The sequence below is a fragment of the Spirillospora sp. NPDC127506 genome (assembly GCF_040302145.1).
Taxonomy (GTDB): domain Bacteria; phylum Actinomycetota; class Actinomycetes; order Streptosporangiales; family Streptosporangiaceae; genus Spirillospora.
Map to the genome: position 1 here is coordinate 38,107 of NZ_JBEORG010000004.1, position 21,822 is coordinate 59,928.

Annotated in this window: 19 protein-coding genes; 8 read left to right on the forward strand and 11 right to left on the reverse strand. The window is 70.6% G+C overall.

Annotated features, from left to right (window positions below):
• Positions 1-42: 42 nt before the first annotated feature.
• The 5 genes from ABTW95_RS06085 to ABTW95_RS06105 all read right to left on the reverse strand — a co-directional run bounded on the left by ABTW95_RS06085 (position 43) and on the right by ABTW95_RS06105 (position 5,678).
• Positions 43-1,212 (reverse strand): acyl-CoA dehydrogenase family protein, encoded by a 1,170-nt coding sequence (locus ABTW95_RS06085; RefSeq protein ID WP_500225098.1) that lies wholly within the window; start codon positions 1,210-1,212, stop codon positions 43-45.
• Positions 1,209-2,609, reverse strand: a complete 1,401-nt coding sequence (locus ABTW95_RS06090) for an MmgE/PrpD family protein (RefSeq protein WP_500225100.1) — start codon at positions 2,607-2,609, stop codon at positions 1,209-1,211. The genes ABTW95_RS06085 and ABTW95_RS06090 overlap by 4 nt, the downstream gene beginning before the upstream one ends.
• A 14-nt stretch (positions 2,610-2,623) precedes the next feature.
• On the reverse strand, positions 2,624-3,565 hold the full coding sequence (locus tag ABTW95_RS06095) for an HpcH/HpaI aldolase/citrate lyase family protein (protein ID WP_500225102.1): 942 nt from the start codon (positions 3,563-3,565) through the stop codon (positions 2,624-2,626).
• The gene (locus tag ABTW95_RS06100) at positions 3,562-4,062 is read right to left on the reverse strand and encodes a MaoC family dehydratase (RefSeq protein ID WP_500225105.1); all 501 of its coding nucleotides are present in this window, start codon (positions 4,060-4,062) and stop codon (positions 3,562-3,564) included. Before ABTW95_RS06100 ends, ABTW95_RS06095 begins: the two co-directional genes overlap by 4 nt.
• A 62-nt stretch (positions 4,063-4,124) precedes the next feature.
• Positions 4,125-5,678 (reverse strand): ABC transporter substrate-binding protein, encoded by a 1,554-nt coding sequence (locus tag ABTW95_RS06105; protein WP_500225107.1) that lies wholly within the window; start codon positions 5,676-5,678, stop codon positions 4,125-4,127.
• A 635-nt stretch (positions 5,679-6,313) separates the two neighbouring features.
• Here ABTW95_RS06105 and ABTW95_RS06110 point away from each other — a divergent pair.
• Genes ABTW95_RS06110 through ABTW95_RS06130 form a run of 5 tightly spaced genes read left to right on the forward strand, consistent with a single transcriptional unit; the run spans position 6,314 to position 11,309 of the window.
• The gene (locus tag ABTW95_RS06110) at positions 6,314-6,826 is read left to right on the forward strand and encodes a MaoC family dehydratase (RefSeq protein WP_500225109.1); all 513 of its coding nucleotides are present in this window, start codon (positions 6,314-6,316) and stop codon (positions 6,824-6,826) included.
• 33 nt (positions 6,827-6,859) lie between these two features.
• Complete coding sequence (locus ABTW95_RS06115) at positions 6,860-7,816, forward strand: ABC transporter permease (RefSeq protein ID WP_500225112.1); 957 nt, start codon at positions 6,860-6,862, stop codon at positions 7,814-7,816.
• Positions 7,813-8,712: an ABC transporter permease gene (locus tag ABTW95_RS06120; protein WP_500225114.1), complete on the forward strand. Its 900-nt coding sequence runs from the start codon at positions 7,813-7,815 to the stop codon at positions 8,710-8,712. Before ABTW95_RS06115 ends, ABTW95_RS06120 begins: the two co-directional genes overlap by 4 nt.
• Positions 8,709-10,529, forward strand: coding sequence for an ABC transporter ATP-binding protein (locus tag ABTW95_RS06125; protein WP_500225116.1), 1,821 nt, complete (start codon positions 8,709-8,711; stop codon positions 10,527-10,529). Before ABTW95_RS06120 ends, ABTW95_RS06125 begins: the two co-directional genes overlap by 4 nt.
• A 12-nt stretch (positions 10,530-10,541) precedes the next feature.
• The gene (locus ABTW95_RS06130; RefSeq protein ID WP_396449644.1) at positions 10,542-11,309 is read left to right on the forward strand and encodes a pyrroline-5-carboxylate reductase family protein; all 768 of its coding nucleotides are present in this window, start codon (positions 10,542-10,544) and stop codon (positions 11,307-11,309) included.
• Positions 11,310-11,436: 127 nt separating this feature from the next.
• Here the strand turns inward: ABTW95_RS06130 and ABTW95_RS06135 are convergent, their stop codons facing one another.
• From ABTW95_RS06135 to ABTW95_RS06160, 6 genes are all read right to left on the reverse strand, one after another.
• Positions 11,437-12,909: a serine hydrolase domain-containing protein gene (locus ABTW95_RS06135; RefSeq protein ID WP_500225117.1), complete on the reverse strand. Its 1,473-nt coding sequence runs from the start codon at positions 12,907-12,909 to the stop codon at positions 11,437-11,439.
• Between the two features lie 178 nt (positions 12,910-13,087).
• Entirely contained in the window at positions 13,088-14,320 is a 1,233-nt protein-coding gene (locus tag ABTW95_RS06140; RefSeq protein ID WP_500225436.1) for a TetR/AcrR family transcriptional regulator, read from the reverse strand.
• A 23-nt stretch (positions 14,321-14,343) separates the two neighbouring features.
• Positions 14,344-15,168: an SDR family NAD(P)-dependent oxidoreductase gene (locus ABTW95_RS06145; protein ID WP_500225118.1), complete on the reverse strand. Its 825-nt coding sequence runs from the start codon at positions 15,166-15,168 to the stop codon at positions 14,344-14,346.
• A 20-nt stretch (positions 15,169-15,188) separates the two neighbouring features.
• Positions 15,189-15,602, reverse strand: coding sequence for a MaoC family dehydratase (locus tag ABTW95_RS06150; RefSeq protein ID WP_500225120.1), 414 nt, complete (start codon positions 15,600-15,602; stop codon positions 15,189-15,191).
• The gene (locus tag ABTW95_RS06155; protein ID WP_396449640.1) at positions 15,599-16,051 is read right to left on the reverse strand and encodes a MaoC family dehydratase N-terminal domain-containing protein; all 453 of its coding nucleotides are present in this window, start codon (positions 16,049-16,051) and stop codon (positions 15,599-15,601) included. Before ABTW95_RS06155 ends, ABTW95_RS06150 begins: the two co-directional genes overlap by 4 nt.
• Positions 16,051-17,238, reverse strand: a complete 1,188-nt coding sequence (locus ABTW95_RS06160; protein ID WP_500225122.1) for a lipid-transfer protein — start codon at positions 17,236-17,238, stop codon at positions 16,051-16,053. Before ABTW95_RS06160 ends, ABTW95_RS06155 begins: the two co-directional genes overlap by 1 nt.
• A gap of 139 nt (positions 17,239-17,377) precedes the next feature.
• Here ABTW95_RS06160 and ABTW95_RS06165 point away from each other — a divergent pair, with 139 nt between their 5' ends.
• The 3 genes from ABTW95_RS06165 (at position 17,378) to ABTW95_RS06175 (ending at position 21,756) form a co-directional block, all read left to right on the forward strand.
• The gene (locus tag ABTW95_RS06165; RefSeq protein WP_500225125.1) at positions 17,378-18,370 is read left to right on the forward strand and encodes an NAD(P)H-dependent flavin oxidoreductase; all 993 of its coding nucleotides are present in this window, start codon (positions 17,378-17,380) and stop codon (positions 18,368-18,370) included.
• Between the two features lie 5 nt (positions 18,371-18,375).
• Positions 18,376-19,935 carry an acyl-CoA synthetase gene (locus ABTW95_RS06170; RefSeq protein ID WP_500225127.1) on the forward strand — a complete coding sequence of 520 codons (1,560 nt, stop codon included), beginning with the start codon at positions 18,376-18,378 and terminating at the stop codon, positions 19,933-19,935.
• A gap of 90 nt (positions 19,936-20,025) precedes the next feature.
• Complete coding sequence (locus tag ABTW95_RS06175) at positions 20,026-21,756, forward strand: tannase/feruloyl esterase family alpha/beta hydrolase (RefSeq protein WP_500225129.1); 1,731 nt, start codon at positions 20,026-20,028, stop codon at positions 21,754-21,756.
• Positions 21,757-21,822 lie beyond the last annotated feature (66 nt).

Consider the following 21,822-nt stretch of genomic DNA (forward strand, 5'->3'; position numbering starts at 1 on the left):
GACGGTGGGGGCGGCCTGCGTCCCGGCGCCCGGCGGCGAGTCTCAGCGTCCCAGCAGCGCGTCGGAGATCACGCGGAGCTGGATCTCACTGGTCCCCTCGAAGATCTTCGTCAGCCGCGCGTCCCTCCAGTAGCGTTCGACGGCGCAGTCGGTGGTGTACCCGGCGCCGCCGTGGATCTGGATGCCCTCACTGGTGACCCGTTCGGCCATCTCGCTGGCCAGCAGCTTGACCATCGACGCCGCCGTGCCGGCCCTCCGCCCGGCGTCGAGCTCGCGGCACACGGCGTACATCAGCTGCCTGACGCCCTCGATCTCGGCGGCCATCCCGGCCAGCTTGAACCGGATCGCCTGGAAGTCGGCGATGCGGCTGCCGAACTGCATGCGCGTCGCCGCGTAGGCGGCGAAGTCCTCAAGGGCGCCCCGCGCGAGCCCGATGGCCCGGGCCGCGGTGTGGACCCTGGCGACGTCGAGCACCTGCATGATGCCGCCGAACGCCTTCCCCTCCTCGCCCAGCAGCGCGTCCTCGGGGACGAAGAAGTCGTCGAAGGCCAGGTTCCACGTCCGCCATCCCCTGTAGCCGATCTTGCGCACCCTGGTCGCGGACACGCCGTCCGGGAACGTCCCGCGCTCCTTGGGGACGAAGAAGGCCGAGACGCCCTCGTGCCGGCGGGCGGGGTCGGACGGCGGCGACGTCCGCGCGAACACCACCAGGTAGTCCGCGCCGTCGGCGAACGTGCACCACATCTTCGTGCCGTTGAGGACCCATCCGCCGCGCGCCCGCACCGCGCGGCAGCTGATGTTGGCGACGTCGGAGCCGGCCTCGGCCTCGGATATCGCGATGGCGGCGAGGAAATCGCCGCGGGCGACCAGCGGCAGCAGTTCGGCCCGCTGCTCGGGCGAGAAACCCGCGTACATGCCGTTGCCCCTGGCGATCAGGCTGCCGACGCTCATCCAGGCCCGCGACAGCTCTTCCGCGGTGACACAGTATTCGAGCACGCCGAGCCCGAGACCACCGTGCTCCTGCGGCACCATGATGCCGAAGAACCCGACGTCGGCCATCTTCGCCCGCAACTCCATCGGGATGTCCCCGTCGACCGGGTCGAGTTCGTTGGCCAGTGGGAGCACTTCCTTCGCCGCGAACTCCCGCGCCAATTGCTGCAGTTCGCGTTGCTCCTCGTTAAGGCCCATGCCCGTGTGCTGTTCAAGTCTCATGCTGTTTCCGTCTTCGTGCTCCGTGCGTCCGGGAGGGACGCGGCAGGGTGCTGACCGAGCAGCCCGGTCAGTCGATCGATGTGAGGCAGCGCGTCGAGTCCGGCCACCAGAGCGACGAGGGCGTCGGCACGGGAAGCCCCGACGACCGGCGCCGCGAGGGTCCGGAACTTGGTTTCCAGGCGGTCCCACTGGTGACCGAGTTGGTCGGGCGCGGCCGGTTCGCCCACGTCGACCGCTTCGCGCAGGCAGGTTCCGTCCCGCAGGGTGACGTGTACGGCGGTGCAGGTGAACGGCCTGGCCGGATCGACGGTGACCCTCACCTTGGCGGCCAGTTCCCGCAGGTCCTCCCGCGCCAGCACCGCGGCGGTGAAGCTGCGCTCGCCCACATCGCCGAGCACGAGCGCCATCGCCGCCGTGAACGCCAGACTGAACTTCGCGTCCAGAGGCGTCTCCACGGGGTGCCTGGTGCACATCCCCACGTGCATGGGCGCGACGCACAACTCGAGATCGGCGATGTCGTCCACGGCCAGTCCCGGACGCAGCCGGAGGAGGGCCTCCACGCTGGAATGCGTTCCGTAGCAAGAGGCATGGAACTTGTAGAGGATTTGCCGGCAGTACCAGGGGTCGCCCACGGCGGACATCGCGCCGGCGATGTCGGCGGCGTCCGCATGGGTGGACGCGAACCCCTGGGCACCGGTGAGCGCCTCGGCAGGACCGACCGCGCCGTCCCGGGCGAGCAGCGCCGCGTGCAGCCCCTCGGCCGCGGCCCGGCCGACCTGCAGGGACTTCCCCCACGACCCGAAGGCGACCTTCAGCCCGGACGCCGCGGTCGCGGCCAGGCCGAGCGCGTGGACCGTGCGCTCGGGTCCCAGCCGCAGCAGCCGGGCCGCCGCCGTCGCCGCACCGAAGACGCCGATCGAGGCCGTGGTGTGGAATCCCTTCCGGTAGTGCGACGGCGTGACGATGCGGTTGATGCGCGTCTGCGTCTCGATGCCCGCGACGAGCGCGGTCACCAGGTCCCGGCCGCCGGCCCGCTCCACTTCGGCGATCGCCAGGATCGACGGGAGGATCGGTGCGGTCGGGTGCCCGTCGAACGCCGTCAGCACGTCGTCGAAGTCGAGGACGTGCCCCGCGGTTCCGTTGATCCGCGCCGCGTCGGCCGGCGACGCCCTGGCGGCGCGCGCCAGGACCGTCGCGTCCGGCCCGGCCGCCGGGGGGTACGCCACCTCCGCGACAGCGCGGGCCGCCGGTTCGCCGGCGCCGGACAGGGCGACACCGAGCCAGTCCAGGATGCTCGACTTGGCGATCAGCACGACGTCCGGCGGTATCCGCTCGTAGTCGTACGATGCCGCCGACCTCGCCAGGTGCGCGGTGACCGCCGGTTCCTCGGTCCCCACCGGCTCACCCCCTCTCAGTGGTGCATCCCGCACATGCGGGCCCGCTCGATGACCGCCTCGTAGCCGCGCCGCGACGCCGCGTCGATCAGGCCGCCCCGGTAGGTGGCGGCCCCCAGCCCCTTCTCCTCGGCCTCGCGGAGGGCGGCCAACACCGCGATCGCCTTGTCGATCTCCGCCCGCGCCGGAGCGAACACCTCGTTGGCGAGGGCGATCTGGGCGGGATGGATGCACCACTTCCCGGCCGCGCCGAGGGCCGCGGCCTGCCAGGCGACCGCTCGGTAGCCGGCGGGGTCGGCGATGCCGGCGAAAGGGCCGTCGATCGCGTCGATGCCGTTGGTCCGGGCAGCGATGATCATCCTGCTGCGCGCGTAGTGCCAGATGTCCCCGGGGTACGCGGGCACGTCCGGATCGCCGCCGGCCCCGACATGGTCGCCGCGCATGCCCTGGCCGGCGGAGAGGTCTCCCACGCCGAGGATCAGCGCCTCGACGCGCGGGCTGCTCGCGGCGATGTCGTCGACGCGGGCGACGGCCTCGACCTCCTCGATGAGGAGTTCCAGCCCGATCTTCCGCTCCGGCAGGCCCAGCTTCGTCTCCAACTGGGTGAGCAGATCGTCGACGAACCACACGTCCCTGGGCGTCCGGACCTTGGGGACGATGAGGACGTCGAGCGCCTCACCCGCGCCGCCGACGACCTCGACGACGTCGTCCAGGCACCAGGGCGTCTGGACCCCGTTGATCCGGCAGGCCCGGACCGTGCGGCCCCAGTCGAGGCCGGTCAGGCCCTGGACGGCCTTGGCGCGGGCCGCGTCCTTCTCGGCCGGGGCCACAGCGTCCTCAAGGTCGAGGAACACCAGGTCGGCGTCGCTCTCGGCCGCCTTGGCGATCATCTTCTCGCTGCTGGCGGGCACCGCCAGCTCACTGCGGCGCAGCCGGCGCACGGGGGTTCGCTCGCTCATCGGGATTCCCAGTGACTCCTTCTCTTGATCAGCGCGGTGCGGACTCCCTCGAACACCACGACGCCGTCCTGGCGGACGCCCCAGTGCTTGAAGGTGACGAGGCCGGCGTCCGGGCGCGTGGACGGCTCGACGGCCAGCACCTCGCTGAGCGCGGTGAGGGTGTCGCCGTGGTGGACGGGCGCGCGGAATCGGAAGCCGTCGTAGGACACTTCGGCGATGGCGTGCTCGGTGGTGTCCTGGGAGGCCAGTCCCAGCACGGTCGCGGCGGTGGCCAGGCCGAAGACCAGCCGGCCGGGACCGAGTTCGGGGGTGTCGCCCTGGTGGTCGTTCCAGTGCGCATGGGCGGTGTTCATGACCTGCTTGGCGAGGAACGAGCCCTCCGCCTCACCGATGGTCGACGACCGCGCGTGGCGCAGGCACGCGCCGACCGCGAAGTCCTCGAACCAGCCCTTCGGGCCGAGCAGGGCGGAGGTCCGTCGCGCGACGGGTCGCTCCACAATGCCCCCTTCCTTGGTTGCGTCGAGGGTTGCGTCGAGTGCGGGAACGCGCCGGGGCGTGGTCAGCCGGCGTTCTTCAGCAGCCGGATGTTCGTCCCCTGCGCGAAGTCGAGCTGGGACGGGGGCCTGCCGTAGACGAGGCCGCCTCCGAGCACGGTGACCTGTGCGCCCTGGTAGACGGGGATGTAGGGGACGTCCTCGGCGATCGAGGTGAGCAGCGACTTGGTGGCCTCCCAGCGCTCGGGGCCGTCACCGGTCAGCTTGTCGAGCTGCTCGCGCGTGTCCGAGGTCCGGTACTTGGCGACGTTGAACGCGCCGTTGCCGACGACCTTGTCGAGCCCGTTCGGAACCGGCGCGAACGTGCCCAGGTTGAACGGCGTGGGCGTCTTGACCTTCCCGGCGTAGATGCTCTCCAGCCACTCGTTGCGGCCCAGGGGCTTCGCCTCCGCCTTGACGCCGAGCTTGGCGAGGTTCTCCTGGAGGTTGAGCGCCGCCAGTTTGGTCCAGGGCAGCTCGTTGACGAAGGTGACGGGGAAGGACAGGCCGTTCGCGTGGCCGGACTTCTCCAGCTCCTGCTTGGCCTTGTCCAGGTCGAACGGGTAGGCGGGCAGGCCCTTGAGGAAGGTCTCGGCCTCGGCGGGCGAGGGCGCGGTCCGCTGGACGATCTCGTCCGGCAGATAGGACCGCAGGGGACGCACCTGCCCGCCGAAGCCCGCCGCGATCACACCGGGACGGTCGAGCGCGTAAGCCACGGCCCGCCGCACGTGGACGTCGTCGAAGGGCGGCTTGGTCACATCGAGCGCGAGGAAGTTCGACTGGAGGGCCGGCACGTTGTAGACGCGGGCGTCCTTGATCCGCTGCCATTCCTTGATGGAGGCGAAGTCGGCGATCAGCGCCCCCTGGATCTCACCGGACCGCATCGCGAGCTGGTGCTTGGTCTCACCGGTCATGGTCCTGAAGGCGAGCCGGTCGGGAAGGGGCTTCTCGCCCCAGTAGCGGCCGTTGCGCTTCATGGTGATCTCGTCCGGTGTGTAGCCGTCCACCACGTAGGGGCCGGTGCCCACGGGCACGGCGCCGGACGAGCCGAGATCGGCGGCGTGCGACTCGGCGAACGCCTTCTGCTGGATCAGGCCCACCACGCAGAGGGTGGCGCGGGTCAGCGGGTCGGGGGCCGACAGCTTCACCGTGACCTGGCTTCCGCCGGTGACCTCGACGGACTTGACGTACTCCAGCGTGTTCTTCGTCTGGGCCGTGTCCGCGGTGACGTGCCGCAGGCTCCAGGCGACGTCCTCCGCCGTCAGCGGCTTGCCGTCGGAGAAGGTGACGCCGGGCCGGAGGTCGTAGACGATCGTCGTCCTGTCGGGCTGGGTGACCTTCTCCGCCAGCAGCGGCGTGTACTTCCCCTCCTGGGTCACCGCCTCCAGCGGCTCCGTGACCATGGCCATGATGTTGGTGTCGGCGACGTTGTAGTTCTTCGCCACGTCGAGCGAGGCCGGCGCGGACGAGGCGAACGTGACCGTCGCCGGCCCGGACGAGGTCGTGCCGGCCGACCCGCAGCCTGCGATGAGTGTTGCCGTGGTGACGACCACGGCAAGTGTCCCGGTCAAACGGCCCATCACTTCTCCTCACGGATGGTCCATTGAGGCGTCCGCGCATGCGCCGGCACACGAGCCGACGTCGACCGTGAACGGGACGGCCTTCGGCAGGTCAGTGCCGTGACGGCAGGACAGAGCCTCGATCGGATGGAACTCGATCGGTCAGAGCTCGCGCCGTTGCCGGACCCGCGATGACCGGAACCGCGGTCAGAGAGACCGCGGACGAGGGGGACGACGTGCGGAGAGGCGCCCCGGGCTTCCGGGCTGTGTGCCACTGCGGGGCACGTCGGTCACCGCAGATTCGCACCACCCACCCTGCATGTCAATATCCCGCCCGCGATCCGTTCGAGCGATACGGGCAGGCCCGGCCTATTGACAGCCGGAATGGTCGATGTCACGATGCCGCAACCGACGTGCCGAAACGAGACGCCAGATCCGCCACTCGGAGCGCCTCCCCCGCACGCCGCATCTCCGCCCGCGACCACGTTGCAGCGGGCCCGGTCATCGTTCAGTGACGCAAGCGGTGCGCCGATTTCCCCGATCCACCGAGGCCACGCCGCCGTGAGACGTCCAGGCCACCGTGCCCGCCGCCTCTTCCACGCGCGTCGTGCCTCGTGACCACGGCCCGCCTGGCGTGCCGTGCGAGGAGGCGTCTTATGGCCGATGTCGATTTCGATCGGTTCGTCCTGCAGGAGAAGGGGCGCGTCTTTGGCGACTTCACCCTGCACGAGGTGATCGAACACCACTGGGGGCGGACCGTCACCGAGGCCGAGAGCATCCTGTTCTCTACCACCACCTGCTCGTGGCTCCCCCTCTACGTCAACTCCGAGTTCGCGCGCGCGCACGGGCACGAGCGGCTCGTCGTCAATCCGATGCTGGTGCTGTGCACCGTGGTCGGGCTCTCGGTCGAGGACCTGAGCGAGTCGGGCGGCCCCTTCCTGGGCGTCGACGCGATCGAGTTCGGTGTTCCCGTGTACCCGGGAGACACCCTCTCCGCCCGCTCGACCGTCGTGGCGCTCCGCGAATCGGCGAGTCGGCCCGGAACCGGCGTCGTCACCTGGGAGACGGTCGGGACCAACCAGGCCGGCGCCGAGGTCGTGCGGCTCCGGCGGACCAACCTCGTGCGCAAGGACCGTGCCTCGGCGGAGGCGGCCGATGCCCGCGCCTGACGGTCCCCGTCACCAGCCCGGGCCGGTGCGGCCATGGCACTGATCCGATTCGCGCTGAAGCGCCTCGCCGTCAGCGCGGGCCTTCTGCTCGCGGTGAGCTTCCTGATCTTCGGGCTGCTGCAACTCGCACCCGGCTCCGTGCTGACGACGCTTCTCGGCGGAGAGGACGCGAGCGAGGAGCAGATCGCGGCCCTGACCCGGGAGTACCGCCTCGACGAGCCGATCATGGTCCAGTACTGGAACTGGCTGGAACGCGCCGTCCACCTCGATTTCGGCCGGTCGCTCCGCTCGCACACCCCCGCGCTGGCCCGCATCGGCGAGTTCGCCCCGGTGAGCGGCCAGCTCGCGGCCCTCACCCTCGTCTTGGTCGCGGCGGTGGGCATTCCCGCGGGGGTCCTCGCGGGCCTGCGGCGCGGCGGGACGACCGATCGGCTCACGTCGTTCGTCGCCGTGATCGGCATGAGCTCGCCGCCGTTCGCCACGGGCATTCTGCTGATCTACGTCTTCGGGGTGGGGCTCGGCGCACCGGTGTTCGGCGCCGGCGATGCGGGGATCGACCGGTTCGAGCACCTGGTCCTGCCGGCGATCACGCTGGCGATCGTCCTGGTCGCCATCGTCATCCGGCAGACCAGGGCCGCCGTCCTGGACATCTCCCGGCAGGACTACGTCACCTTCGCCGACGCCCGAGGTCTGCGGACGGGGCGTGTGCTCGGCCGGTACGTGCTGCGCAACAGCGCCCTGCCGGTCGTCAACACGATGGGGCTCATCGTCGTACAGCTCGCGGCGGGCACCGTCCTGGTGGAGAGCGTCTTCTCGCTCCAGGGAATCGGCACCCTCATGGTCGACTCGGTCGAGGCCAAGGACATCCCCGTCATCCAGGCGCTCGGCCTGCTGATCGCGGTGGTGGTCGTCCTGACCAACCTGCTCGTGGACCTGGTGGCCCTTCTGGTCGACCCCCGGCTGAGGCTGGGAGGGAGGACGTCCCCGTGATCACGGACCGGACCATGAAGTCGGGCGGGACGGCGGCCGCCGGCACCGACCCGGCCACTCCCCCGGCACGCAAGGCCGCCGCCGTGGTGCGGAAACCACTGCGGATGGCGCTGCCCGGCGTCCTCATCGCGGTCGGCCTGACCTCGGTGTTCGGTGCCTGGCTCGCCCCGCAGGACCCGGACGCGCAGAACCCGGGGCTGGGAGTGACGCCTCCCAGCGCGGATCACCTGCTGGGAACCGACGTCCTCGGACGGGACGTGCTGTCGCGGGTGATCGCGGGAACGCTGCCGGCCGTCGCCGGACCGCTGGCGGTCGCCGTCAGCGTGCTGGTGATCGGCGGGCTGCTGGGGCTCGCCGCCGGATACCACGGCGGCCGGATCGACGGGCTGATCTCCAGAGGGGCCGACGTCCTCTACTCCATGCCCGCCCTGCTGGTGGCCATCGTCGTCATCGGAACCGTCAGCGGCAGCTACCCCGTCACGATCGGCGTGCTCACCGTGCTCACCATGCCGGGGACGATACGCATGGTCAGGAGCAGCGCCCTGGCGCAGGCGCAACTGCCGTACATCGACGCGGCCCGCGCCCTCGGCGTCCGGCCGGCGGTCATCCTCGTCCGCCACCTCCTGCCGAACGTCCTGCCGACGATCGTCGCGACCTTCCTGCTGGAGTTCGTGACCGCGCTGGTCTCCTTCTCCGCACTGTCGTTCCTCGGGCTCGGGGTGGCGCCCGGCGCCGCCGACTGGGGCACGATGCTCGCCGACGGTCAGGAACTCATCTTCGAGAACCCGTTCATGTCCCTGGCGCCCGCACTGCTCATCATGATCACGGCCGGCAGCGCCACCCTCGTCGGCGACCGGATCCACGACAGGGCGACTGTCGGGACGGAGAAACGATGACCGATCAGACTCCCCTGCTCACGGCGGCGAACCTGACGATCACGGCCGGCTCCGGCGGCCGGAGACGCCGGATCGTCGACCCCGTCGACTTCACCCTCATGCGGGGGGAGGCGATGGGGCTCGTCGGCGAGTCCGGATCAGGCAAGTCGATGACGCTCCGGTCGCTCGTGGGCCTCCTTCCCCGCACGGTGCGAGCCGCAGGCGAGATCGTCCTGGACGGACTCTCCCTTCTCGATCTGCCGGAGAAGCGACTGAGGAACATCCGGGGCCGCCGGATGAGCCTCCTCCTGCAAGATCCGTTCACGATGCTCAACCCGCTCCAGCCGGTGGGCGAGACGATCAAAGAATCGCTGGAACCCGGTGTCCGGAGTGACACCGCCGTCCGCAGGCAGCAGGTGGAGCGCCGGCTCGCCGAGGTCGGGCTGGACCCCGACGTGGCCGCCAGGTACCCCTTCCAGTTGTCCGGCGGCATGCGGCAGCGGGCCGCGATCGCCGCGGCGCTGGCCCGCGACCCCGACGTGCTCTTGGCCGATGAGCCGACCACCGCCCTGGACCCGTCCTCGCAGGCCGACGTCCTGGAACTGCTCGGCCGGCTACGGCGGCGGCGCGGGATGTCATTGATCCTCGTCACCCACGATCTCGATATCGCCTTCGGCTCATGCGACCGCGTGCATGTCATGTACGCGGGGACCGCGCTCGAAAGCGCCCCGGCCGGGGCCCTCGCCGCTCGGCCGCGTCACCCGTACACGCTCGGCCTGCTGATGTCCCGGATCCCCCGCGACCGCTACCTCCGCGAACTGGCCTTCATACCCGGCAACGTACCGCCTGCCGAGAACGTCCAGCGCAAATGCGCTTTCACCGACCGTTGCCGATGGAGCACCGAGGAGTGCCGCACAGTAAGGCCAGAACTGTCACCGGTGAACGACGGGCACCTGACCGCCTGCCTGCGCGCCGCGGACATCGCCGACGAGATGGACGCCACCCGCGCAACGCACGACCGCGGACGAACAGAGCAGGCCGAAGCCCGAAACCGGCGGGACGAACTCCTCACGGTTCGCAATCTCCGCAAGACCTTCCGGACTCGGCCCATCATCGGGTCGTCCCGCACTACGGTCGCGCTGGACGGCGTGTCATTCCAGATACGCACCGGCGAATCCCTCGGCCTACTCGGAGAATCCGGTTCCGGAAAGACGACCATCGCACGTATTCTTCTCGGCCTCGAAAGCGCAGATTCCGGAGAGATACGCTTCGGCTCCGGCATGAGCCCTAATGGCGCGCGAAGAAACCCCCCAAGGGTGCAGATCGTCTTCCAGGATCCCTACTCTTCCCTCAACCCGTCCCTGAGCATCGGCTCGACCCTGCGGGAAGCGATCAAGCACCGCGCGCTCCGCGCGGACGGCCGCCCCGTACCCGACCACACCGACCTTCTCGCCTTGGTCGGCCTCCCCGTTAGTTACGCAGGCCGCCGCCCATCGGACCTGTCCGGAGGGGAGCGGCAGCGCGTGGCGATCGCCCGGGCGATCGCCACGGACCCTGATCTGCTCATCTGCGACGAGCCCGTCGCCGCGCTCGACGTCTCGGTCCAAGCGCAGGTTCTCGAACTGTTCCGGAACCTGAGGCGGCAGAACGGGATCACCATGCTGTTCATCACCCATGACCTGGCGGTCGCCCGCCAGATGACCGACCGCGCCATCGTCCTCCGCGAAGGCAAGATCGTAGAGAGCGGTGAGACAGCGGAACTCTTGTCCAGCCCGACTCACTGGTACACGAAGAAGCTCGTGGCCGCCGCCCCAGGAACGACCATCTCAACGGAGTGACAGGGAGTTTCCATGATTGGTTTCGTCGGTGCGGGAAACATGGCGCGGGCGATGGCCCGCGGCTGGGGCGAGCCGGTGTTGGCCACGGACTCCGGTTCGGGCCGCGCGGCCGCGCTCGTCGCCGAGCTGGGCGGTGCGGCGCTCCGCGACAACGAGGAGCTGTTCGACCAGGCGGACACCGTGGTCCTGGCCCACCGGCCGGACCAGCTCGAGGAGATCGCCCGAGGGGTCGATGCGACCGGAAAGATGATCATTTCCGTACTCGGTCCGACGACCGTCGCCCAGCTGCGCCATGCCTACCCCGGAGCGACCGTCGTACGGACGATGCCCAACACGCCGGTCGAGGTCCGCCGCGGCGTTGTCGCGGTCGCGGCAGGCGGCGAGGCGGCCATGCCGCTGCTCAGCCGGCTCGGCCGGGTCGTCGTCCTGCCGGAGCACCAGATGGACCTCGCGACGGCGACCAGCGGCGTCATGCCCGCCTACATCGCGCTCATCGCGGAGGCCGCCATCGACGCGGCGGTCTGCTACGGCCTGCCGCTGCAGCAGGCCACCGACATGTTCCTCGACACGCTGGCCGGCACGGCGGAACTGCTCATCGAGCGGCGCGGCGACACCGGCGCCGTCCGGCGCGAGGTGGGCTCGCCCGGAGAGTCGACGGTACGCGGTGTGGCGACCCTCGAACGGCACGGCATCCGCAGCGCGTTCAACGACGCGGCGCGCAATGTCCTCGAACGGCTCAGCCTTCCTTACACAGGCGAGGCGGTCATCTCTTCGACCTGAGTACCGAGGAGCAGGTGACGCTGGTTCCGGATCAACACGCGGTCGAGGAGCTCGCGGCGGCAGGTCTGAGGAACCGTGCCCGGCAGGCGGCGTCCTCCACGTCCATGACCGGGTTCCTCGCCGGCGGCTAGTCTCCGCGGTCGTCCCGCTGTGGCCGGCGCGCGAGGGCGGCGATTCTGGCCGTGCTGAGGATGATGCCGAGGATTCCGGCGGAGATCAGCCAGATCTCGATCGCGGGCATGGCCAGGAACAGCTGGGTGTGGGAGAACACGCGGCCGGCGGTGCGCCCGATCAGCCAGGGGAGCGCGGCGGCCAGGGCGGCGACGGCCGGTGGCCAGGCGATCTGGGGCACGGTCAGTGCGAGTGTCCGCCACCTGCTCCTGGCGCGTGCCGTGGCCGTCCAGCGGCGGATCCGGGTCAGGGCCCGGACGCGCAGGGCGGCGGAGCCGATGGTGAGGGCGCCGAGCAGCACGGCGGTGACGCGCCCGTCGGGGAAGCGGGTGCCCGGTGGGTGGCGTCCCGTGGCCAGCGCGATGATCCCCTCCTTGATGCCCTCGGTGTCGGCGAGCGCGTTCTGGGCGGGGTACAGCAGGGCGATGCCGGTGCGGCTGCCGGGCAGGACGACCTGGTCGGCGCTGTAGGTGGCCAGCACGCCGTGGTGCTCGATCCGGTGGGGCGTGCGCGCCAGCCAGCCCATCGCGTAGCCGCCGTCCACGCCGGACGGCGGGGTGTGCAGGGTGCGGATCGCCGCCGCGCTGAGGAGCCGCCGCCCGTCGGGTGCGGTGCCGGTGGCGTGCTGGACGAGCCAGGCCGTCATGTCGCGTGCGGTGGTGATGACTCCGCTGGACCCGGCGAGCAGGCCGTGGAGTTCGGGCCGGCCGACGGGGAACCCGTACAGCAGGATGCCGCCCTGGGCGAGGCGCGGGGCGGCGCGGGGGCCGTCCTGGCTGGTGGGGACGGCGAGGGTGGCGTTCATGCCGAGCGGTGCGAACACTTCGTCGCGCAGTACCGCCGACAGCGGCCGCCCGGTCACGACCTCCAGCAGCCTGCCGAGGACCTGGTAGTTCAGGTCGCTGTAGTGGAACGCGCGGCCGGGGGCGTCCACCAGGTGCGCGTGCCTGAGGTCGGCGACTCGTCCGGCGAGGCTGGTGACTTCGTCGTGCGCGATCTGGGGGAAGCCTCGGTCGCCGAGCCCGCTGGTCTGGTTCAGCAGTTCCCGGACGGTGATGCGGTCGCCGGCCGGGTCGGCGAGGCGGAACCCGGGCAGCGACCGGCGGACGGGCCGGTCCAGGTCGATCCGTCCCGCTTCGGCCAGGCGCATGACGGCGAACGCGGTGAAGGACTTGCTCAGCGAGGCGATGTGCAGCTGCGCGTCGGGGGTGAGGGGATCGCCGCGCCCGTCGTGGCCGTAGCCGCGCAGCATGACGGTCGTGGTGCCGCGGGTGACGGCCAGCGCCAGCCCCGGCAGCCTGGTCGAGGCCAGCCGTTCGCGGACGAACTGGTCGATGGCCGCGGTGTCGGGACCGTCCTCGGCGTGCCCGGCGGGAGCGCAGACCAGGCCGAGGATCGTCGCCGCGGCGAGCGCGGCGGTCCATCGCACCGCACGTGTCCGGAGGGACGGCCTGGGCACGGCGGTCAGCCGCCTAGCTTGGCGTCGAGCAGCCGGTTGACGGTGGCCTCGCCGGTCGCGAGCGCCACCTGCGGGTCATCGGTGCGGGCAGTCATGAAAGCGGCCTCCTTCCGCGAGGCGAGCGAGATATTGCCGGCCGACCCCAGGGTCAGGGCGTGGCTGGTCGTGGCGGTGTGAGGACGGCTTGGCCGAGGGCGGCGAGGTCGTCGGCGAGGTCGGGGCGCCGGCGCAGGTGCTGGATGCGGGCCAGGTCGTTGACGATGGCGAGGACGGCCTGGGTGATCACGCGGGCTTCGGGTTCGGTGAGGCCGGGTGTCTGGGTGGTGAGGAGCTGGACCCATTCGCCGACGTAGTCGTGTTGCAGGCGGCGGATGGTGTGGCGCTGGTCGTCGGGCAGGTGGACGAGTTCGGTGATCAGGGCGCCGGTGAGGTGGCTGGAGGTCAGGGTCAGGTCGATGTAGGACCGCAGGAGGCTGCTGAGGGCCTGGCCGGGGGTGGACGCGGCGGCGAAGATCCGCGAGGCGTCCATGTGCAGGGCGTCGGCGGCGCGGGTGAGGGCGGCGACCAGGAGTTCGGGTTTGCCCGTCACGTGCTTGTAGATTGCGGCGCCGCTGATGCCGGCGGCGGCGCCGATGTCGTCCATGCTGACGGCCTGGTAGCCGTGTTCTCCGAACAGGCGTGCGGCGGCGTCCAGGACCGATTCCCTGCGTGAGGCGCGGGGAAGCCCGGCGTTGGGGCCGGGTCTCGGTGCGCCGGTGTCGCGGGCGGCGGGGAGTTCGGCGCCGACGACGGTGCCGCCCAGGCGGCGCAGCAGGGCGTGGAAGCGGGTGCGGGGAAGCTGTACCGCGTGGTGCGAGGGGCTGGCGAAGACGGCGAACAGCGCCCAGGTCAGCAGGTCGGCGTCGGCGGGGGCGAGTTCGGGCCTGGCCGCGTGGATGACCGCCGCGGTGCGTCGTGCGATGTGGCGGAAGCGGGCGCGGAGCAGGTCCCGGTCTGCCGCGGGCAGGTTCCGGGATTCGCGTTGCCACAGTACGCCCAGGTCACGTCGGTCCAGTGTGATCGTGGCCATGACGTCCAGGAGGGCGTCGATGTCTCCGGGCGGTGTGTCGGTGACGGCGGTCTCGAAGGCCGCCAGGCCGTCGTCGACGGTGCGGGCGAGCAGTTGCTCCTTGTTGCGGAAGTGGCGGTACAGGCCTCCGGCCGTGATGCCGACCGCGCCGGCGATCTGTTCCATCGTCACGGTGTGGTAGCCGGAGCGGTGGAACAGATCCGCGGCAGCGGACACGATCTGCGCTTTGCGGTCGCGGGGGCGCCTGGCCCGTGCGGGAGAGGTGTCCGCCGGTGTGGCCGGGGTCATCTCGGCTTTGTCCTCGGTCGGCATCACGTGGGGAATGTTAGGTCCGTTCAGGAGTAGCCGCCGCCGCAGACGACGACCTGGCCGCTGATGTAGTCCGACTCGGGCAGGCACAGCAGGTAGACCGCCCCGGCGGCCTCTTCGGGGGTGCCGGCCCGGCCGAGCGGGATCATCCGCTCCATGGCGGTGAGCAGGCCGGGGTTGACGCCGACTTTGATCCGGCGTCCCTGGACGTCGATGGCGGCGTCGGTGTCGGCGGCCGCTTCGGTGAGGCGGGTCCGGATGAGGCCGTAGGCGACGGCGTTGACGTTGACGTTGTAGCGGCCCCATTCCTTGGCGAGGGTCTTGGTGAGGCCGACGATGCCGGCCTTGGCGGCGCTGTAGTTGGCCTGGCCGGCGTTGCCGCCGAGCCCGGCGATCGAGGAGATGTTGACGATCTTGCGGTGGATGCGCAGGCCGCCGGCTTGTTCGGCCTTGGCGCGGGCGCCGATGACCGGCTGGACGGCGCGCAGGATGCGGAACGGCGCCTTGAGGTGGACGTCCAGGATGGCGTCCCACTGGTCGTCGGTCATCTTCTGGATGACGGTGTCCCAGGTGTAGCCGGCGTTGTTGATCACGATGTCGACGCCGCCGTAGGTGTCGACGGCGGTCGCCGCGAACCGTTCGGCGAAGTCGTCGTCGGTGACGCTGCCCAGGCAGGCGACCGCCTCGCCGCCCGCGGCCTTGATCGCCGTCAGGGTCTCCTCCGCCGGTTCGGGGTCGAGGTCGTTGATGACGACGCGGGCGCCGTGGCTCGCGAGTTTGAGGGCGATGGCGCGGCCGATGCCGCGGCCGGAGCCCGAGACGAGGGCGGTCTTGCCGTCGAGTGTTCCCACGGGGGTCCTTTCCGGTGGTGTCATGTCAGTGCGATGAGGGCCTGGCCGCTCAGGGTGACGGTGCCGTCCCCCAGGGCGACCTGGAGGTCGAGGCGGGCTCGGCGTTCTCCGTCGTCGTCCTCGATCGCGGTGACGCGTCCGGTGCAGACCGGCTCGGCGTGCAGCGGGGTGATGGCGGTGAAGCGGACGCTGTAGGAGCGGATGCGGTCCTGGGGCACCCAGCCGGTCAGGAGCCGGCCCAGGTAGGCCATGGAGAGCATGCCTTGGGCGAAGACGTCGTCGAGTCCGGCCTTGCGGGCGGCGTCGAGGTCGATGTGGACGGGGTTGTGGTCTCCTGATGCGCCCGCGTACAGGGCCAGGGTCGTCCGGCTGATCCTCGGCACCCGGAGGGGCGGTAGTTCGTCGCCTTCGCGCAGTTCGGTGAGAGGCGTCATGCTCGGGCCTCCGGCTGCCGGACGACGATGACGTTGCCGAGGTCGGCGATCGGCTCCCGTCCCCGGGTGACGCGGGTTTCGCGGACGAGGAAGCGGAGCGTGCCGCCCTTGCGTTCGTAGTCGTCGGTGATGCGGGACTCGAAGGTCAGGCTGTCGCCGGCGTGGCAGAGCGCGTGGTAGGTGAAGCTCTGCTCGCCGTGCAGGACGTGCGCCAGATCGATCCCGGCCTCGGTCAGGAAGGCGAACGGGTCCGGCCGGTCCATCTCCAGGCAGAACAGGAAGGTCGGGGGGACGGGCAGGTCGCGGTGGCCGGCCTTGAGAGCTGCGTCGAGGTCGGTGTAGACGGGGTCGGTCTCTCCGATGGCCTTGGCGAACAGGCGCAGCCGGCCGCGCTCGACGTCGACCGTCGATGGCGGGGTGGACAGGCCGATCGCCGACGGGGCGGCCATCAGGCGGTCCTCTCGTAGAGGGTGACCACGGCGGCTCCGCCAAGTCCGATGTTGTGCTGCAGTGCCAGCCGGGCGCCCTCGACCTGCCGCGCGTCGGCCTGGCCGCGCAGCTGCCAGACCAGTTCGGCGCATTGGGCCAGGCCGGTGGCCCCGAGCGGGTGCCCTTTGGACAGCAGCCCGCCGGAGGGGTTGGTGACGACCTTCCCGCCGTAGGTGTTGTCCCCGTCGAGAACGAACCTCTCGGCGGTCCCCTCGGGGGTCAGGCCGAGCGCCTCGTAGCTGATCAGCTCGTTGGTGGTGAAGCAGTCGTGCAGCTCCACCACGTCCAGGTCTTCGGGGCCGACGCCGGCATCGGCGTAGACGCGTTCCGCGGCTGCCCGGCTCATGTCGTATCCGACGACCTTCAGCATGTCCTTGGCGTCGAACGTGGACGCGGTGTCGGTGGTGAGCGCCTGGGCCCGGATGGCGACCGAGGTGTCCAGACCGTGCCGCCGCGCGAACTCGGCGCTGCAGACCACGGCGGCGGCCGCCCCGCACGTGGGCGGGCAGCATTGCAGGCGGGTCAGCGGACCCCAGATGCGGGGGGAGGCCAGTACTTCCTCCTCGGTGAGCGCCGCCCGGAACACCGCGTGGGGGTTTCCGGCGGCGTGCCGCCGCGCCTTGACCGAGATCTTGGCGAACGTCTCGGGCGCCGTCCCGTGGGCGTCGGCGTAGGCCTGGCCGGCTCCACCGAAGTACTGCGCGGCCACCGGCGCGTGCGGGTCGACCTCTTGGACCTGCGACATCACCGCCTCGAACCGGTCGAGAGGGTCGGCGCGGTCGTCCCAGACGCTCGCCAGGGCACCGGGCCGCATCTGCTCGAATCCCACGGCCAGCGCGCACTCCGCCACCCCGCTCTGGACGGCCTGGCGGGCCAGCCACAGCGCCGAGGAGCCGGTGGCGCAGTTGTTGTTGACGTTGACGATCGGGATCCCCGTCCGGCCCAGCCCGTACAGGGCCGCCTGGCCGCAGGTCGAGTCTCCGTAGACATATCCGGCGTACGCCTGCTGCACCTGGTCGTAGCCGAGCCCGGCGTCGGCGAGGGCGGCCCGTGCGGCCTGTTCGCCCAGCACGTTGTAGGCGGGGCTGGCACTCGGTTTGGCGAACGGCGTCATCCCGACGCCGGCGATGTGAACGACACGCTCCACGCAGAACCTCCGCACTCCCAGTGTGCTCACTCTTGCCAAGGAAGGTTAATCCATATTTACTTACGCCACCAGGAGTGCACCTTAGACCTACAACCGGACATCAAGATCAAGTATCAGATCTTCACTCTTTGGAGGAGCGATGGCGTTGCCCTCCCGGCTGGACCATCTCGCGCTCCCGCTCGTGGCGGCACCGATGACCGACGTGTCGGGCCCGGACCTGGTGATCGCGGCGTGCCGTGCCGGGGTCGTCGGATCATTCCCGACCCACAACGCGTGGACCGTCCTCGAACTCGACGGCTGGCTGGAGCAGATCACCGCCGGCCTCATCGACCTGGGGGACGCCGCCGCGCCGTTCGCCGCCAACCTCGTCGTTCACCGCTCGAACGACCGGCTCGAACGCGACGTCGCCGCGCTGGTCCGCCACGAGGTGCCGCTGGTGATCACCAGTGTGGGCTCCCCCGTCCCGGTCCTCGGACCGCTGCAGGACGCCGGCTGCCTGGTCTTCGCCGACGTCGCGAGCATGCGCCACGTCGACCGCGCGATCGACGCCGGCGTCGACGGCCTGGTGCTGCTGACGGCGGGCGCCGGCGGGCAGACGGGGTGGGCGAACCCGCTGTCGTACGTCCGGGCCGTCCGCAGCCGCTTCGACGGACCGATCGTCCTCGCGGGAGGCGTGTCGGACGGCGTCGCACTGTGGGCGGCCCAGACCTTGGGCGCCGACCTGGCCTACATGGGCACCAAGTTCATCGCGACCACCGAGAGCCTTGCCGAGGACGCCTTCCGGCAGGCCCTGGTCGACGCCACCTTGGACGACGTCACCCTCACCACGGCCCTGAGCGGGCTACCGGTCAACTTCCTGGATGAATGGCTGAAGGCGACCGCCGACGCATTGTCCCCGGCCGCGGACGGCTTCGCCCAGCAGCGCCTCCTCAACCAGCGCAACGTATGGAGCGCCGGCCACAGCGTCTCGGGAATCAACGAGGTCCTCAGCGTCGCCGAACTCGTCCAGCAGACCCAGCGCGAGTACGACCAGGCGCGGCGAGCGACGGCCGAGGCGCTCCAGCGATCCACCGGGCACCGGCGACCCTCACCACCACGGCAATCCGCGGCCACCACGGGATCAGGAAGGTAGACGCCATGTGGGGAACACTGCCCAAGGTCTTCGACCGGACGTGCACCTACTACGCCGACCGCACCGCCCTCGTCGACGCCGACCGGCGCCTCACCTACGCGCAGATGCACCAGTGGGCCAACCGCGTCGGCCACGGCCTCGCCGGACTCGGGGTCGGCGCCCATCATCGCGTCGGGCTTCTGATGCCCAACTGCCTGGAGTTCATCCCGACCATGTGCGGGATCTGGAAGGCCGGCGCGGCCGTCACCCAGATGCCCACCCGCGCCTCGGCCGAGGACTTCCACTACTACCTCGACGAAGTCGGGGCCTCCACGCTGATCTACCATGCGTCCTTCGACGACCAGATCGCGCACATCCGCGACCGGCTCCCCGAGCTCCAGCACCTCATCCGGCTCGGCGACGGCGACCCCCGCGACGGCGTCCTGGACTACCGGACCGCCTTCGACACGCGGCCCCCGGCCGACCCGGGCGTGGAGGTCAGTCCCGACGACCTGGCCTTCGTCGGGTTCACCTCCGGCACCACCGGCGTCCCCAAGGGCGTCCTGCAGACCCACGCCACCTGGTCGCACTACGCCATCACCGCCGGCCTGGAGATCGGCGACATCCGCCCCGGCGAGATCTTCGCCCACGCCGCGCCGCTCACCCACTTCACCCAGACCTTCGTGATGCCGGTCTTCATGCGCGGCGGCACCAACGTCCTGCTGCCCGGCTTCGACCTCGACCTGCTGCTGGACACCATCGAGCGGGAAGGCGTGACGGCCACCGCCGTCGTCCCCACGATCGTCTACATGCTGCTGGACCACCCCCGCCGGGAGAAGGCCGACCTGTCCACGCTCCGCACGATCATCTACGCCGGGTCGCCGATGGCGCCCGACCGGCTCCGGCGCGCGCTGGAGACGTTCGGACCCGTCTTCGCCCAGACCTACGCCGGAACCGAGCCCGGCTACATGACCTGCCTGCGCAAGGAAGACCACCGCGTCGACTCCCCCGAGGGGATCGCCCGGCTGGCCTCGGCGGGACGAGCGATGTACCACGTCGACCTGTCCGTCCGCGACGCCGACGGGAACGCCCTGCCGCCGGGCGAGACCGGCGAGATCTGCGCCTCCCAGCCCGGGCAGATGGTCGGATACGTCGATGCCGGGCGGGACGCCGAGGCGATGCAGGACGGCTGGGTCCGGTCCGGCGACATCGGCTACATCGACGACGACGGCTACGTGTTCATCGTCGACCGCAAGAAGGACATGATCGTCACCGGCGGCTTCAACGTCTTCCCCCGCCAGATCGAGGACGTCCTGATCACCCACCCCGCCGTCGCCCAGTGCGCCGTCATCGGCGTCCCGGACCCGCGGTGGGGCGAAGCGGTCAAGGCCCTCGTCGTCACCCGGCCCGACACCCCGGTCGAACCCGGCGAGCTCATCGACCTGGTCAAGAAGCACAAGGGCAGCGTCTGGGCGCCCAAGAGCGTCGACTTCGTCGACTCCCTGCCCACCAACCCCTCAGGAAAGATCGACAAGAAGTCGCTGCGGGCACCGTACTGGGCGGGCCGCAGCCGCCAGGTCAACTGACGACACCGGCACCCGCCCAACACCGCCACCCGTTCCGGCCGCAGCAGAGGAGTCCCCTGCTGCCACCCCCGCGGAAGGACACCACCCCACATGATTCGCGTAAGCCTGCCCAAAAACAGACCCATTCTCCTGATCGTCGGCAGCCTCACGGCCGTCCTGCTGGCGGTCACCGCAGCCCAGGCCCTCACCGGTGGAACACCGGCCAATGCAGGGGCACCGACGGCCGCTGCGATCTCCTGCCGGCAGCTCACCGCCCTGGACCTCACCGGCCTCCCGGACGCACCGACAAAGATCATTTCGGCGACGCCTGTGGCGGCGGGCCAGGGCAAGCCCGCGTACTGCCAGGTCAAGGGCTACGTCTCGCCGCAGGTCCAGTTCGAGCTCCGGCTCCCGGAACAGGCCTGGACCGGACGCTACGTACAGCTGGGCTGCGGCGGCTTCTGCGGATTCGCCGACCCCGACAACCCCAACCACTCCGTCCCCGGCGGATGCGCACCCCCCGACGACGGGCACGTCGTCATCGGCGCCGGCGACAGCGGCCACATCGGCGCCGACGCGTTCGACGCCGTCTGGGCCCACTCCGACCCGCAACTGCGCATCGACGCCGGATACCGCTCCGAACACGTCACCGCGCTGGCCGCCAAGGCCGTCACCAAGGCCTACTACGGGCAGGCCCCGCGGCACTCCTACTTCGCCGGATGCTCCAACGGCGGACGGCAGGCGCTGATGGAGGCCCAGCGCTACCCCGACGACTTCGACGGCATCATCGCCGGCGCCCCCGGCAACAACCTCGTCGCACTGGCCGGGGAGTTCTTCCCCTGGATCGCCACCGTCAACACCGACCGCGACGGCCACCAGATCCTCGGCCCCGACCAGCTCCCCCTCCTGCAGAGCAAGGTCATGGCCGCCTGCGACGCCACCGACGGCCTCAAAGACGGCCTCATCGGCGACCCCCGCGACTGCGACTTCGACCCCGCCGCCCTGCGCTGCCCCACCGCCTCGCCCCAGCCCACCTGCCTGACCACAGACCAAATCGACGTGGTCCGCAAGTTCTACCAAGGCCCGGTCGACGCCCACGGCAGGAAGCTGTTCCCGGCCGGCCTCGCCAAGGGCAGCGAGGCGGCGTGGCTCGGCTACGTGATCGCACCCCAGGGCCGGACCGGCGGCCTGGAAGCCCTCGGGTACAACTACCTGAAGTACTTCGGGTCCTGGAACAACCCGCCCGCGTCCTACACCCTGCAGGACCACCGCTTCGACCTGCGCACCTTCAAGAAGCTCCGCGAGATGAGCGGCATCTACGACTCCACCGACCCCGACCTGACCCGCTTCCGCGACCACGGCGGCAAGCTCATCATGTGGCACGGCTGGTCCGACCCCGCCATCCCCACCGAGAGCACACTGGCCTACAACCACGCCCTCACCCGGCGGATGGGCGGGATGAAGGCCACTCAGACCTTCGCGCGGACGTTCCTGTTCCCCGGCGTCTTCCACTGCGTCAACGGCTATGGACCCGACACCTTCGACCTGTTCACACCCCTGTACGACTGGGTCGAGAAGGGCGCCGCCCCGCAGAAGATCATCGCCGCCGAGAAGGACGGGGACAAGATCGTCCGGACGCGGCCCGTCTACCCCTATCCGATGCGGCCCGAGTACACCGGCACCGGAAGCATCGATGACGCCGCCAACTTCACCGGCGTCATGCCCGGCAAGCAGCCCGACGACCGCTACCCGTGGGCCGGCGCGCCCTTCCGCTCCGGCTACCAGCAGACCTGCCACTGGGAGGGCACCAAACTGAAGTGCACCCGGTCTCCGTCCACCTGAGACCTTCCAACATCAGGACCGTCAGGCAGGACCGCGGGAGCGCGCAGGCCCACTGCGTAGGCGTGA

Excerpts from the sequence above, each read along its gene's own strand:
- ABTW95_RS06105 (WP_500225107.1), bottom strand. The coding sequence starts at position 5,678 with ATGGGCCGTTTGACCGGGACACTTGCCGTGGTCGTCACCACGGCAACA.
- ABTW95_RS06150 (WP_500225120.1), bottom strand. The coding sequence starts at position 15,602 with ATGACGCCTCTCACCGAACTGCGCGAAGGCGACGAACTACCGCCCCTC.
- ABTW95_RS06115 (WP_500225112.1), top strand. The coding sequence starts at position 6,860 with ATGGCACTGATCCGATTCGCGCTGAAGCGCCTCGCCGTCAGCGCGGGC.
- ABTW95_RS06125 (WP_500225116.1), top strand. The coding sequence starts at position 8,709 with ATGACCGATCAGACTCCCCTGCTCACGGCGGCGAACCTGACGATCACG.
- ABTW95_RS06095 (WP_500225102.1), bottom strand. The coding sequence starts at position 3,565 with ATGAGCGAGCGAACCCCCGTGCGCCGGCTGCGCCGCAGTGAGCTGGCG.
- ABTW95_RS06175 (WP_500225129.1), top strand. The coding sequence starts at position 20,026 with ATGATTCGCGTAAGCCTGCCCAAAAACAGACCCATTCTCCTGATCGTC.
- ABTW95_RS06110 (WP_500225109.1), top strand. The coding sequence starts at position 6,314 with ATGGCCGATGTCGATTTCGATCGGTTCGTCCTGCAGGAGAAGGGGCGC.
- ABTW95_RS06170 (WP_500225127.1), top strand. The coding sequence starts at position 18,376 with ATGTGGGGAACACTGCCCAAGGTCTTCGACCGGACGTGCACCTACTAC.
- ABTW95_RS06165 (WP_500225125.1), top strand. The coding sequence starts at position 17,378 with ATGGCGTTGCCCTCCCGGCTGGACCATCTCGCGCTCCCGCTCGTGGCG.
- ABTW95_RS06130 (WP_396449644.1), top strand. The coding sequence starts at position 10,542 with ATGATTGGTTTCGTCGGTGCGGGAAACATGGCGCGGGCGATGGCCCGC.
- ABTW95_RS06085 (WP_500225098.1), bottom strand. The coding sequence starts at position 1,212 with ATGAGACTTGAACAGCACACGGGCATGGGCCTTAACGAGGAGCAACGC.
- ABTW95_RS06140 (WP_500225436.1), bottom strand. The coding sequence starts at position 14,320 with ATGCCGACCGAGGACAAAGCCGAGATGACCCCGGCCACACCGGCGGAC.
- ABTW95_RS06155 (WP_396449640.1), bottom strand. The coding sequence starts at position 16,051 with ATGGCCGCCCCGTCGGCGATCGGCCTGTCCACCCCGCCATCGACGGTC.